This window comes from Vreelandella profundi, assembly GCF_019722725.1.
Lineage (GTDB): Bacteria > Pseudomonadota > Gammaproteobacteria > Pseudomonadales > Halomonadaceae > Vreelandella > Vreelandella profundi.
In genome coordinates, this window is sequence record NZ_CP077941.1 from 2,104,780 (window position 1) to 2,118,010 (window position 13,231).

17 protein-coding genes are annotated in these 13,231 nt (G+C 52.0%); 7 read left to right on the forward strand and 10 right to left on the reverse strand.

The genetic code is table 11. The features are described from left to right. Positions 1–52: 52 nt before the first annotated feature. Positions 53–1,189 (reverse strand): C4-dicarboxylate TRAP transporter substrate-binding protein, encoded by a 1,137-nt coding sequence (locus KUO20_RS09670; protein WP_235039674.1) that lies wholly within the window; start codon positions 1,187–1,189, stop codon positions 53–55. Positions 1,190–1,426: 237 nt separating this feature from the next. On the opposite strand from KUO20_RS09670, the gene KUO20_RS09675 reads away from it, so the two are divergent. Both KUO20_RS09675 and KUO20_RS09680 read left to right on the forward strand, forming a co-directional pair. Further along, positions 1,427–2,089, forward strand: a complete 663-nt coding sequence (locus tag KUO20_RS09675) for an AzlC family ABC transporter permease (RefSeq protein WP_235039675.1) — start codon at positions 1,427–1,429, stop codon at positions 2,087–2,089. After that, entirely contained in the window at positions 2,086–2,400 is a 315-nt protein-coding gene (locus KUO20_RS09680) for an AzlD domain-containing protein (RefSeq protein ID WP_235039676.1), read from the forward strand. Before KUO20_RS09675 ends, KUO20_RS09680 begins: the two co-directional genes overlap by 4 nt. A gap of 17 nt (positions 2,401–2,417) precedes the next feature. On the opposite strand, the gene KUO20_RS09685 is transcribed toward KUO20_RS09680, so the two are convergent. After that, positions 2,418–2,786: an MliC family protein gene (locus KUO20_RS09685; RefSeq protein WP_235039677.1), complete on the reverse strand. Its 369-nt coding sequence runs from the start codon at positions 2,784–2,786 to the stop codon at positions 2,418–2,420. Positions 2,787–2,855: 69 nt separating this feature from the next. Further along, entirely contained in the window at positions 2,856–3,587 is a 732-nt protein-coding gene (locus KUO20_RS09690) for an SDR family oxidoreductase (protein WP_235039678.1), read from the reverse strand. Positions 3,588–3,757: 170 nt separating this feature from the next. Here KUO20_RS09690 and KUO20_RS09695 point away from each other — a divergent pair, with 170 nt between their 5' ends. After that, positions 3,758–4,840 carry a PA0069 family radical SAM protein gene (locus KUO20_RS09695; RefSeq protein ID WP_235039679.1) on the forward strand — a complete coding sequence of 361 codons (1,083 nt, stop codon included), beginning with the start codon at positions 3,758–3,760 and terminating at the stop codon, positions 4,838–4,840. A gap of 42 nt (positions 4,841–4,882) precedes the next feature. Further along, entirely contained in the window at positions 4,883–5,182 is a 300-nt protein-coding gene (locus tag KUO20_RS09700; RefSeq protein ID WP_235039680.1) for a winged helix-turn-helix domain-containing protein, read from the forward strand. 9 nt (positions 5,183–5,191) lie between these two features. On the opposite strand, the gene KUO20_RS09705 is transcribed toward KUO20_RS09700, so the two are convergent. The 7 genes from KUO20_RS09705 to KUO20_RS09735 all read right to left on the reverse strand — a co-directional run bounded on the left by KUO20_RS09705 (position 5,192) and on the right by KUO20_RS09735 (position 10,931). Further along, positions 5,192–6,037 carry a DUF2797 domain-containing protein gene (locus tag KUO20_RS09705; protein ID WP_235039681.1) on the reverse strand — a complete coding sequence of 282 codons (846 nt, stop codon included), beginning with the start codon at positions 6,035–6,037 and terminating at the stop codon, positions 5,192–5,194. Next, a complete protein-coding gene (locus tag KUO20_RS09710; RefSeq protein WP_235039682.1) occupies positions 6,021–6,305 on the reverse strand; it encodes a YeaC family protein in 285 nt (94 codons plus the stop codon). Before KUO20_RS09710 ends, KUO20_RS09705 begins: the two co-directional genes overlap by 17 nt. 10 nt (positions 6,306–6,315) lie before the next feature. After that, on the reverse strand, positions 6,316–7,167 hold the full coding sequence (locus KUO20_RS09715) for a rhomboid family intramembrane serine protease (protein WP_235039683.1): 852 nt from the start codon (positions 7,165–7,167) through the stop codon (positions 6,316–6,318). 242 nt (positions 7,168–7,409) lie between these two features. Then, positions 7,410–8,426 (reverse strand): metallophosphoesterase, encoded by a 1,017-nt coding sequence (locus tag KUO20_RS09720; protein WP_235039684.1) that lies wholly within the window; start codon positions 8,424–8,426, stop codon positions 7,410–7,412. A gap of 2 nt (positions 8,427–8,428) precedes the next feature. Further along, complete coding sequence (locus tag KUO20_RS09725) at positions 8,429–9,361, reverse strand: NAD(+) kinase (RefSeq protein ID WP_235039685.1); 933 nt, start codon at positions 9,359–9,361, stop codon at positions 8,429–8,431. Positions 9,362–9,442: 81 nt separating this feature from the next. Next, positions 9,443–10,315, reverse strand: coding sequence for a carboxylate/amino acid/amine transporter (locus KUO20_RS09730; RefSeq protein ID WP_235039686.1), 873 nt, complete (start codon positions 10,313–10,315; stop codon positions 9,443–9,445). 88 nt (positions 10,316–10,403) lie between these two features. Beyond that, on the reverse strand, positions 10,404–10,931 hold the full coding sequence (locus KUO20_RS09735; RefSeq protein ID WP_235039687.1) for a YqaE/Pmp3 family membrane protein: 528 nt from the start codon (positions 10,929–10,931) through the stop codon (positions 10,404–10,406). Positions 10,932–11,208: 277 nt separating this feature from the next. Between KUO20_RS09735 and KUO20_RS09740 the strand changes: the two genes are divergently transcribed. The 3 genes from KUO20_RS09740 to KUO20_RS09750 all read left to right on the forward strand — a co-directional run bounded on the left by KUO20_RS09740 (position 11,209) and on the right by KUO20_RS09750 (position 13,158). Then, a complete protein-coding gene (locus KUO20_RS09740) occupies positions 11,209–11,631 on the forward strand; it encodes a CBS domain-containing protein (protein ID WP_235042459.1) in 423 nt (140 codons plus the stop codon). Between the two features lie 267 nt (positions 11,632–11,898). Next, positions 11,899–12,258 (forward strand): hypothetical protein, encoded by a 360-nt coding sequence (locus KUO20_RS09745; protein ID WP_235039688.1) that lies wholly within the window; start codon positions 11,899–11,901, stop codon positions 12,256–12,258. Positions 12,259–12,324: 66 nt separating this feature from the next. After that, the gene (locus tag KUO20_RS09750) at positions 12,325–13,158 is read left to right on the forward strand and encodes an AraC family transcriptional regulator (RefSeq protein ID WP_235039689.1); all 834 of its coding nucleotides are present in this window, start codon (positions 12,325–12,327) and stop codon (positions 13,156–13,158) included. Positions 13,159–13,231: the final 73 nt, after the last annotated feature.

Here is a 13,231-nt window from a genome sequence, read left to right on the forward strand (position 1 = left end):
CTACTTATTGCATTAACGTTGGCTGCCTAAGAGGCAAACAGAATACGTTAAATTAATAAATGCCGTAATCAGCGGGAAGCTTGCTATAGATTTCATCCATCGCCAGCTGGGCCAAGGCAGCTTCATCGCTGCGATCAACGCCTTCAAGCAGCTCTTGCCACTTTTCATAAGTTCTTAGGAAATCATCAATCAGAGCTTCGGGGTCTTCCACACCGTACTCATCGCGCGCTTTGTCGTAGACGTTGGCAAGTGCCTGCTCGCGGAAAGCGACCACGGAATCCATGAGATCGGCTTCCGGCTCATAGACGTTGTTACCTAGCTCTTTGGCCTCTTCGATAGCAGACTCTGAAGCGCTAATAAATTGCACAATCATGCGCGTCATGGCTTGGGCCGTAGCTTGCTTGAAAACATCGCGCTGCGCGTCATCAAGGCCTGACCAAAACTCTTCGTTAAAGCCCCACTGAGGGCCAGACCAGTACATGCCGGTAGGCAGAAGCGTTGTATGCTCGGCAACTTCCCAGAGGGAGCGATCAATCAGGTCGTTAGTCGCGTTGGTAGCACAATCCAGTGATCCACGATCAAGACCACTATACATTTCACTGGAAGGAACATTTACTGGAGTACCGCCCGCTTGTTCTACCCAGGCAGACACCGTTGAACCTGCGGTGCGGATACGCTTGCCGCGCAGCTCTTCAAGATTACGCACCGGCTCCCTGCAAAACATCATGTACGGTGGGGTGCTATAAGCTCCCAGATAAACGATATTAAGCTCTTCCCACTCAGCTAGCTGGGTGGGATTGTTCAGGCTAAAGTCGGTAACCGCCAGTATGCTGATTAGCGGGTCATCATAGTTAAACCCCAGTTCCTGAACCGCATTGGCAACCGGCATTTCGGAAGGCGTGTAAATAGCCGCATGGTGCGCTACCTGCACAATATTGTCTTGAATACCCTGCAAATTAGCACGCGGTGCTAGCAGTACAGTCCCGGTATAAACCTCGGGCTGAAGCTCTCCATTAGAAAGCTCCTTGACCATTTCAGCCCATTCGATATAACCATAGCGGGAGTGAGGATGCTGCTGGTCATAAAACGAATTGGCAATAAATGAAGTTGAGGCTTGAGCGGAATTTGCTATTACCGGTAAGGCTAAAGCCGCCACAGCCATTGTTATTACATTGCGCTTGAAGTTCATATATCAGTCTCCTGAACCGAATCAATCGGCTTTTTTTAGTGTTATATTGTTTCATTTTTTTAATAACACATTGCCTAGCGGTATATGTGTACTGTTAAATCTAAACGTCAGGAATAATAAAAACAAGCAGGACTGTTTGTTTTTATTATTCACTATCAAAAGATGCCAAGTAAGCTTATGAATAAAAGAGAAAATAAAATAAAATTAGATACGGCAGGCACGTGGCGAGGTATCCGTATGATGCTTCCTTTGGCCGCTTTCACGGTGGCGTTTGGTTTAGCCTTCGGCGTAGCAGCTATCCATGCAGGCATCGCTCGTTGGGAAGCGATGTTAATGAGCGTGTTTGTATTTGCTGCTCCCTCACAGTTTGCGGCACTTGAACTATGGACAACACCGCTGCCCCTTCTGGCCCTGGCGATGACGACCATGGCCATTCATACCAGACACCTATTAATGAGTGCATCGCTTTATCCTTGGCTCAAGCCATTACCTTTACCGCAGCGATTTGCCGTCATTTTTATGCTAACGGATTCAAATTGGGCCATGGCACTGGGCGAATATCAGCGAGGAGAGCGCAATATTGGCATTCTTCTAGGAGGGGGTATCGCGCTATGGGCTGCCTGGGTAATAGGCACGGGTATAGGCTTGGCATTTGGCGGTGGCATCCATCAACCTGAACGCTTTGGTCTTGACGTGATCATGCTATGTTTTCTGTTGGTGATCGTGATAGGTGGTAACCCAAAGGTAGTAATGATTCTTCCGTGGCTAGCAGCAGCGCTCAGTGCACTGCTAGCCTATTGGTGGCTACCGCCCTATCTACATGTAATGGTTGGCGCACTGACAGGAGGAATGGTCGCCATATTACTTCCCAAACGTTGGTATAAGGCGGGTGTTTTGTGAGTTTGTCACCAGTATGGCAATCGCTATTCGCCATCGTGCTGATGGTAGTTATCGGCTACGGGTCTCGAATTTTGGGACTACTCATTATGGCCCGCATACCATTAAGCCCTAACACTCGTCTGTTTATTGACGCCATGTCTAGCTCAGTGCTTATTGCCATCATCACCCCCATCATTGTGCATGGTGACGGCGGAACCCGGTTTGCTGCTTTAATGGCAGGCGCTGTCGCTATTATCTTAAAAAGTCCTCTGGCATCAATTGCCGTTGGCATTATATGTGCGGCAAGCTGGCGTTGGTGGTTTGTTACATAACTAATTGCTAGCCTAGTTCAAAGTTCCGCACAGCGCTCGATGGTGCCACCAGAAGTGCCGTCAGCCAAGTGGCTGAAAAGAGTACCCTCAGATCCCGAGCCAGAGCCTTTGGCCCACCACTCTAAATCGTCACCCACATAGCGCGCCCCGCTGCCAGAAACTGCAATTTGCATACCGTAGCTTCGACCCTTGTATTGCACCCTCGCCGTGTCTGTTGAGGGGTAGGCAGCGGCTATCGTTTCTCCGCTTTCACACTGATAGCGGTGCAGACTAGATGCTGAAGGTGTCGCGGCAGGCGCTTGGGCAGCTACTTGATTCTGCACTGAAGTTGCACAGCCCGACATGAGCAGTATTGAAGTAATTGTCAGTGGAACGAAAATTTTCAAATGAACCTCCCAATTCTTGTGACATAGACGGGTCAACATCGCTTAGTTCTGTCTTCAATATGAGGGATATTACCGCCCGCCCGCTACATCAATAAATGATCCCGTCACATAAGAGGCTTCATCCGACAGTAACCAAGCGATGCTATTCGCCACTTCCTCAGCGGTACCGCCACGCTGCATAGGAATCTGCGGTGCCAAGCGATCAACCCGCCCTGGCTCGCCACCATCGGCATGCATATCGGTGTAGATAGATCCGGGGCGAACGGCGTTGACACGAATACCCAAGGCGGCAACTTCTAAAGATAATCCTTTAGTCAGCGTGTCCATGGCTCCTTTCGATACGGCGTAGTCAACGTATTCAAAGGGCGAGCCTGTTTGTGAGGCGCGCGAAGAGACATTGACGATCGCACTGCCTTGCTCAAAGCGCCGGATAGCTTCTCTGCAACACAGAAAACAGCTGTCGACGTTGCTACTCATAACCTGTTTGAAGCGTTCAAAGTCGATATCAACTAACTTAGATTGCGTAAACAAAACACCCGCATTGTTAACCAAGTGGGTCACGCTTCCAAGGTGCGTCTCTGCCGCATCAAACAAGCGGATGACGTCAGCTTCCTTGCTGACATCCGCTTGACAAGCAAAGGCTCGGCCGCCGCCACGTACAATGGAATCAACCACCTCTTTTGCTCGCTCTTGATTAGCCAGATAGTTGACACACACCGCATAGCCTTTGGCGCCAAGCAGTAATGACGTGGCCGCTCCAATACCTCGGCCTCCTCCTGTCACGATGACTACTTTCGACATAATTCTTCCTCAGTAGCGCGTTAATGGCCGGTTCATGCAAATACCTTAACCGTGAAATAACGCATTGGATAGCGTCTTGTTCACTGCATTACACGCTGAACAACTGGCTGGCTATTGATTTCTTTTCGCTTCGCAACTACTGTATATAAAATCATAAAAGAGGTGAACACATGGCATCTCTTGGCCAGCCTTTCCAGCCAAACCACTACAAGGGCCGCGGTGCGACGTATGATCCGCACAACCGCTTTGCGCCGACACAAAGCATCGCAGAAGACGACGGATGGTGGCGTGAGGAAGCGTCCGCGACCATTGCCACAGAAGTGCGTGAGGAAGTTAGCAAGAGCGCACTGTCGTGGAATAAATCGCCGGATTTACCTTTTGACCGCTCATTAAATCCTTATCGCGGCTGCGAGCATGGCTGCGTTTACTGCTATGCCCGCCCTTCCCATGCCTACTGGGATCTGTCGCCTGGGTTAGATTTTGAAACCAAGCTGATTGCCCGCAGCGGTTTGGTTGAGCAATTATCAGAGGAGCTTTGCCACCCCAGCTATGTGTGCAGGCCAATTAATCTTTCCGGCAATACTGACTGTTATCAACCTTTAGAGGCTACCCATCAAACCACCCGCCGGTTGTTGGAACTGTTATTAGCGTGCCGCCACCCCGTCACCATTGTGACCAAAAGCACCTTAGTGCTGCGTGATTTAGAGCTATTGGCCGAGATGGCCGAGCACCGCTTGGTGCGTGTTTTTGTTAGCTTGACCAGCCTGGATGCCAACTTAAAACGCACCTTAGAGCCACGCGCGGCGTCGCCCCAGGCACGTTTGAGAGCGATACGAGAACTGAATACGGCGGGCATTCCGGTGGGAACGCTGATTTCGCCGGTGATACCAGGGCTTACGGATCACGAAATCGAAAAACTATTGGAAGCCGCCAGCCGCGCCGGTGCACGCACCGCGGCCTGGATGCTGCTGCGCTTGCCCTATGAAGTCGCACCGCTGTTTGAAGCGTGGTTGGAAACACACTACCCAGAGCGGGCCGCTAAAGTCATGAGCCTAATGCGCCAATGCCGGGGCGGGAAGATATACGACGCTCAGTTCGGTAAACGCTTTCGCGGTGAAGGCGTCTTTGCAGATTTGATCGCGCAACGCTTCGCCCGCGCCAGCCGCCAATGGAAGATGCAGGATCGCACCGAGCAGGGCTTAAACACGCGCGATTTTCGTCCACCACGGGCGCAGGGAGATTTATTCATTTAAGCTAGGCAGCAACGCCAATAAGTTTGCTGCAAAGGAAGCCCCATGCCCGACCTTAGTAAAACCAAATCAAGCTTTTATAGACGTTTATACGTGGCCCATTTGATTGAGCAAGGCATTGCCAGTGTACCTGCGATAATAGAAACCACCGGCATGCCACGACGCACTGCTCAGGACACGATAACATCGCTTGCCGAACTGGATATTGAGTGTGTATTTACGAAAGACGAGGGCCAACGCCATAACATTGGCCGCTACCAGATTCAAAACTGGGGCGCCATTGACCCCCGCTGGGTAGCCACACATGCTGAACGGTTAAAACAAGTGCTTGGCTATGCAGGTTAGTGTTTTCATCTAACTCACCTGAATCTCGTAACCCGTGAATTTACGCAGGTTAATCACGCCGCTATCGAGTATCAAATACTGCCCTTTAATCCCCTGCAGCAGGCCTTCCACCAGCGGCTGCTTATCAAAGTTATGCGACGCGACTTTTTTTGGAAAGACGCTAACCGGATAGTGAAAATGATGCGCTGGCTGATCTAGCGTGCGAATAGCGTCTGCGCCATGGGTATCACGCAACTGGCTCAAGCCACTGGATAACAGGCTTAGCAAACGGTCACGCTCGGCGCTTAAATCCATGACGTCGACATCGCCCTTAAGCATGGCTCGCCAGTTAGTGCGGTCTGACACCTGCTCTTTGAACAGCATTTCGACGAACCCTGACTGCTGACGAGTATCCACTTCAAGAATAGGCAGCGCCTGAATCGCGCCTTGATCTAGCCAACGGGTAGGCATCTGTGTGTTGCGCGTAATGCCTACCTTGATGCCGGAAGAGTTGGCCAAATACACCACGTGAGGCTGAAAGCAATGGCGCTCGCCCCACTCAGGCTCGCGGCAGGTGCCTTGAAAAAAGTGGCAGGTTTCAGGCTTCATAATGCAGGTATCGCACTGCGCTAATCGTTTGAAACACGGATAACAGTGGCCCTGGGCAAAACTCTTCTTCGTGGCTCGCCCGCAGTGAGTACATGCAATGGCGCCTGTCCAACGTAGGCTAATCGGCTCACCAATGCGCTCGTTAAGCGCAACGCGATGTTCACCGGCACGTAAATGGTAGACCACTTGATCATCTTGGCGGGCTGGTAACGCGACCGCCATTTTGCTTAAACAACCTTGTATTGCCGCTTCAATCACGCGTTGCATCCCGCGCTAAGCCCGCCATTTCTGGCGTTACGCCTGCGCCCGTCGTCGCCGCACCGCAGGTGCGCTGCTCTAAGTAGCCCACGCGATTCTCTTCAGGCACGTTATTTTCTGATTCATAGCGCATCACGGCTTCCAAGCACAGCTCGGTTTGTTCCGGCGTTAGCCGGCGGCCATCGGGCCACTTACGTAACGAGACCGCCTGCTTCAGGCTCTCATAGATCGCCGGCGTCATTTGATTAATCATTTTTTCGAAGGTCATTTCGCTCATTGCAGGCCTCTTAACTGTTTTTCAAACGGCGGGACGAATAATACCAGCCTGTGACAAGGCCCACGAGTAGGCCGCCCAAATGCGCTTCATTAGCGACATTGCCAAAGCCAACGCTGCCTGCCAGGCCCGTCATGGTAAAGACCATCCAGCCCAGCATAAATACCACTAACATTTGAGGCACAAAAAAGCCGCTTTGGGGTACTCGGCGCGACATCAGCCAAACGTGTGCTAACAGGGCATACACCACGCCTGACATGCCACCAAAAAGCACGGTACCGGTCATATATTGAGCGATGTTCGCACCGATACCGGCAACAATAAGCAGTAAAAGCATGGTGCGGCTGCCTTGTAAGGCTTCAATCTGACGACCGAAATACCACACCCACATCAAGTTAAAGATGAGATGCATCAAGCCAAAGTGTAGAAAAGCCGGCGATAGTAAGCGCCAGACTTGTCCTGAAGAAAGCATCTGCGACAGATTACCGAACGACAGCTCACCACCAGAAATGCCAACGGGCACGATGGTTAAGGCAACGATTAGCTGATTGCCCAGCACTTCGATCAGTGCAAACACCACCACGCTAATAATAATCATCAGCGACGTGACCGGCACTTGGCGCAGCGATGCGAGCGAGTTGGCCATAGAACGCGGGGGCTTAGTCGTTTGTTGAAGCGTTAAGGGTTCACCCTGCTTCCACTGCTCGACAAGCGCAGTGAGTTCACTCTGCTGGCGTGGGTCGGCGATCCATAATAGCTGGCCGTCGGCCTCGTTGGTAATGCGGTGACCAATACGGTGTCGCCATAGAGCTTGGCGCAGTTCGCTCGTATCCGCGTGATCGGGCAAAAGCATCACTGGATGCATAACATCCCTCTAATCAAAGCGCTCGCGGCATACTGGCCGTAGCGGGTAGGTGTTCATTGCAACGATGGTAACTAACGCGCTGGAAAGCCAACAAACAGGCAAAAAAAACCGGCGGTAAGGACCGCCGGAGAATAAAAGCAAGGGATCATTCAAGGGAACACTTACTCTGATAGCCGACAGCAGGGTTAGTTCATCTGATTTGCAAAAATTATGTAAAGATATGTAAATTTTAAAAAATACCGCTAATCGAAATCTATTTCCCATGGTTTAGGAAGCATCCGCTCTTCTTTAGGCACCTTCACCCAAGCAAAGTGATCGGCATTTAACGTCGCCTCTCCACTCCAGCGATAAGCGACCAAACGCCCATATTTAACCGCGCTATAGTCTAAACAGGCGATATTGTGGGCAGGCAGTGCCGGTATACCTTCGCACCAATAATGACCAATAAATAACGGAGGCTGCTCAGGGCCATAATAACTAAGTTTCTGGCGCTCGTGGTCTGATAGTTCGCGAGTTTCAAGATCGCCGGGTAAGTTATCCGGCTGAAAGACAACATCCCCCCACTGCTGCGGCGCCTGAGCCCAAAAATGAGCGCGAAAACTTTGCCGAGTAAAACCATCGCCTGAGTGAATTGCAATGCCGTCAGGTAAAGAGACATGCGGGCCTCGGGTTAAGCGATCTAAAATACGAAACGCCTGCGTAGTCGGATCCGTCGATTCCACTAAAAATTGCGTATCCATGCAGCAGTCAGGGCGGCGCTGCTTAAGCTCGGCAATCAGTTTCTCGTCCCAGCAAGCGTGCACCACGCGAATGCCTTCTAACTCTAGGCATAGCGGAATGGTTTTAAACCACGCCAGCGTATCGTCCCATTCATTGGTGTAATCGCGGTACTGCGCCAGGGTGTCTTGAATAATACGGTTGTGCCTGGGCGTATGCTCGCGCAGCCACCGCTTATGGCTGCCCGCAGGCCCCGGGTGAGTATATGCCAAGGCGTTATATTCGTGATTACCCATCACAATATATGCCTCGCCCTGCTCCACCATCCGACGAGCGATAGTCACCGCTAGGCGAATACGCGGCCCGCGATCAATCAAATCACCTAAGAAAACAACTTTTCGGCGCGGGTGTCGATAAACGCCGTGACTTTGGTGATAGCCCAGTTTTTCTAGTAACGAGGCAAGCGTAACGCCACATCCATGCACATCACCAATCAGGTCGTAGCCTTCTAGCGGGAGCTTGCCCTGCGTTTGACGCTGCATGCTTAATCCCCCAACCGGTGGCTCCAGCCTAACTTGCTGCGCAGTACTTCGTAGAAATTATGGCCGATGGGATGTACTAGCTGTACTCGCTCAGGCTTGCGTGTAATGACCAGCACATCATTGGGCTTGGCCACCGCCCGGGTCTGTCCATCACAGCTAATATGTGGATAGGTTTGGTTCGTTTCGCCAATGTGAATACGAATTTCGCTGGCAGCATCAATAACGATGGGCCGACTCGACAGCGTATGCGGAAACATCGGCACTAGCGTCACCACATCGAGCTTTGGATGCATGATCGGCCCGCCGCCCGATAGCGCATAGGCCGTTGAGCCGGTTGGCGTGGCAACAATCAAACCGTCGCTGCGCTGGCTATAAACAAACTGGCCGTCAATAAACAACTCAAACTCAATCATGCGTACCGCTTTACCAGGATGAAGCACGACTTCATTTAGGGCATCGCCATTGCCGACTGCAACCCCGTTACGATAAAGCACCGCATCGAGTAGGAAGCGCTGTTCAATCTCAAACTCGCCCGCCAGCACTTCACCAACGCGGGTTTCTAGTTCATCCGGAGAAATATCGGTGAGAAATCCCAGCCGCCCACGATTAACGCCTAAAATGAGCGTACCGCTTCGGCACAGGGTGCGCGCCGCGCCCAGTAGGCTGCCATCACCACCGATCACAATGACAAGATCGCATAGCTCTCCCAATACGCGGCGGCTAGCTTCTGGCTGGCCGTGCTGGGGCAAAGCAGTGGCTGTGCGATCTTCTACCAGCACGCTATAGCCGTGCGCGACAAGGTACGTCACCAGCCGCTGAAGGGAGTCGACCACTTTATCGCTACCCAAACGACCAATCAGCCCAATCGTTTTAAAGGGTTTTTCTGACGGGCCGCCTGAAGAAGGCATAGTGTCTGGAAGTAACGTGTTGCTCATGGGCCGACTCTCGCTAGCATAAGTCGCCATTATGGAGACACCTTACCTGCCGGGCAAATAGGCTTAAGCCCTGCTTGAACATTAGCTGGCCGGCGCCGCCTGCCGACGCTGGCACCACCAGTGATTCAACCAAAGCGATGCGGCCATGATAAGCGCACCTAATACCAAACGCGGAATATCCGCATCGCGGTTCCAAATCAATAAATTAACAATTAACCCCGCGGGCACTAGCGCATTGTTCATAACGGCTAGGGTGCCCGCATCCACCTTGGTGGCGCCCTGATTCCAAGCAAAGTAGCCCACGCCGGAGGCCACTAGGCCTAGCCAAGCCAACACGCCCCACTGCACCGGTGTGCTTGGTAGTGCCGCGCTGTTGCCAAAGAGTAAATACGCGGGGAGCGCAACAATCATCGCACCAATAAAAAACCAGCCAAACACGTTGTGCCATGCAAGCGTAGGCGGCAAATCAGCCGCCAAACGACGATAGCCCACTTGGCCCAGGGCAAAGCAAAGATTGGCCCCCTGCACGACTAAAAAGCCCGTCCAGAAGCCACTATCAATGCCGTCGTAGCGTATAACGCCCGCTCCAATCACGGCGAGCAGCGCCGTCACAATATAAATCGGCGTAAAGCGGCCAAACAGTAAGTCATCAAGCAGCGCGATATAAATAGGTGTAAAGATGGTGAACAGCAGCACTTCCGGCACTGATAGCAGTAAAAAGGACTGGTAGAAGAAGGTATACATCACTCCCAGCTGCACGGCACCTAGCGCCATTAGCGCCAGACGCTGCTTACCTCGCAACAAGCTTGGCCGTAAAAAGGGCAGAAATATCAGCATAGCCAGCGATACCCTTAACAGCACTGCAAAGTAGCTATCGACCTGCCCTGCCAGATAAACGCCTATTAGCGAAAAGGAAAAAGCCCAAAGCGCTGTAACGCCAACTAAATACCCCATCGTAAACTCCATTATTGAAATAAGTTTACGCAGATTATACGCAACTACGTCAGCCTGCCAAGCAGTAAACACTCTTAGCGCAGATAGGTTAACGGCGCTGCAGCCACCAAAAGGCATAGGCAACGCCGGGCAGCCAGCCCGCCACTGTCAACACCGCCGCAATAGCGACACGCTTAGCGCCACCCTGCGTTAATCCTACCGCCAAAGGCGGCAGCAGAAGTGCCAGCGCTTGATAGGCCAGCGCTAAGCCCGCAGTAGGCGCGGCTACTTGTTCAGAGGCTGGCTGCTGCGGATGCTGCTGCTCACTGGCGGCCACTGGCGGTGGCGTGAAGTGTTCAACGCTAGCGGAGGCTGGGCGAGCGGGAACCTGTGCCGCCTGCTCTTGAGTAGATCGATGCGCATCTTTGTCAATTTTCTGCTCTAACGTCTCAGCACCTTCCGCAAGATCATCATGGTGGCGTTCCCAATCTTCCCAATCATGGGGCGTCCCGGATTTAGGCCGCTTGAAACCGGCACCGCGCGCGCGTTCCCAGGCTTTTTCTTCCAAGGTATTTGGACGATCAGCGTCCCGCTCAACGCCCACCCCTTTCCGGTTTAAATACTCACGTGCATCCATCAGAGGGTCCTTTCAAAGTTAAATAATAGTGCTTTCAGGGTGAGAGCCGTAACGGCTTATAAAATTCACTGCTCACAACGTTGAATAGCGCCAGCCTTCCACAGGCGCATAAAAAGCCAATTCAGCTACAGTTTACGACGACAGTTTCAACTACAGTCAATAGAGTCGATGATACATGAAGGCCAAGCACTAAGGATTGCCCTTTAACAGCAGCGGCACTGCACGCGATGAGAAAGGAGTACCTACGATGAGTACCACCAGCATGCATACCTCATCTATGAACAAAGCAACGATGAAGGCAGCACATCCCAATACCGTTCGCGACATTATGTCCCGGGATTGCTACCGAGTGGCACCAGACGCTTCAATTACTACGTTAGCCAAGGGGTTAGCACTACACCGTTTACCCGGCGCACCGGTCGTTGACGCCACCGATCGCCTAATCGGCTTTATCTCAGAACAGGATATTCTAGGGCGAGTACTCGACAGTATTTATCATGACCATGAAGCACCGCTGGTTAAAGAGCTAATGCGCCATGAGGTGCTCAGCGTATCGCCGAATAAAAGCATTACCGACTTAGCTCAGGAAATGCTTGGCGCCAAACCAAAAGTGTATCCAGTCGTTGAGCAGCAGCGGTTGGTGGGAATCGTCACCCGGCGTGATATCCTGGTGGCACTATTGACTATTCGTTGCCATTAGCCAGTTATAAAAATGTCGAGTGGCAAAGAAGATAGACAAAAAAAACCGTTACTCGAAGAGTAACGGAAGCAAGGGATCAAAACATATAGAGCCAGAACAACTTTAGCGACTGCTATCGCGATGTTGCCTGTACTAACTCAGACACGCTGTGAAGGAAAAGTTCGCAAAAAAGTAATTTTTTCCGTGTGAAGACCGCCAAGCGTATAGTTAAGTGGCGATTGACTGACCGGCCACGCCTAATCGCATAGATAGATAGGAGCACAGACAATGGCGCTGTTTTTATTAGTGTTCGCAGTGTGCCTGCTGGTGATCGGCGCGGTCATGCTTGTGCTAATGACGTCAAGTACGCCTCGCTACCGCACTGAACCCAAAGATTTAATCGCTTTGTTCGATAAGGCGCTTAGCAGCCAAGTAAGCGAGACAGAGTGGAATGCTACGATCGGCTATCCAATCCGCCATAATGAGTATTTGGAAAGCATCCGGCGACGCGGCGAGCACTTAATGGAGCAGCACGGTCGGCGCTGGATGATTGCCCAGGGCAAGCCACTGCTTAACCAAGAGGGGCAACAAGAGCTTAAGGCCCTGCGCGATCATTTGTCCGCTCACACCGCCCTTCGTCAGCAGTAGAGACTGTTTAAAAAGACTGCTCAAAAAGACTGTCCAAAAGAGCTATGGCGGCTCAGGAGACCGATTATGCCCAGCACGATTCGTCAGATTCCGTTAGCCAGTGCTACGCATCACCACACGCACGACTTTCATCAGATCGTAATTACGCTGTGTGGCTCATCGGAGTTTGAAATCGAAGGGCTTGGCGGACGCGTCAATGCCTTTTCAGGCTGTATCGTTCCGGCGCACCACGAGCACTACTACTCAGGTTACGGCCATAATCGACAGCTAATCTTTGACCTCCCAGAAGATGCCCCCGCATTGACCGGAGAAAACCGTGAGCTGGTGGCGCTGTTTGATGCACCGCGCTTTTTTGGCTTAGATAACGCGCTTCGCCACTATCTCGCCTTTATGCAAAGCGAGCTTGCTCAAGAGTTTGATACCTCTACTGATTCTTTTCAGCAAGATCGCTTAGCGGCCACCATGCTCGGCGCACTCAAGTCGCGACTGGGCAAGGACACTCACACAAGCCCGAAGCGCTTAGACTTGACCCGCATTGATCACTTCATCCGCCAGCATCTCGCCGATGACATGCGGGTTGCCGATCTAGCGCAGATTGCCTGTTTAAGCGAAGCCCATTTCTCAGACTGTTTCCGTATGCAAACGGGTCTCTCGCCCTGGCAATACGTTAAACGACAGCGGTTGCATGCGGCACGCCAGCTGATTTTACAAAGCAGGCTTCCCCTTACCGACATCGCTATGCAAACAGGCTTTGCCAACCAAAGTGCGCTATCCCATGCGTTTCGTCGCAGCTATGGATTATCGCCGCGCAAGTTGCGCCAAGCAGACATTGCGCCAGTGACCGTTGGCTCGCTAAATCCGTCATCAGGGCCACTAGCAGGCCAACAAAAACTCTACTAAAGTCTTAAAGACTCGGCGCTTGCCGTGGAATTGACACGTTTTACCTTGAAACCAGCATGCACCTAACGTGGTC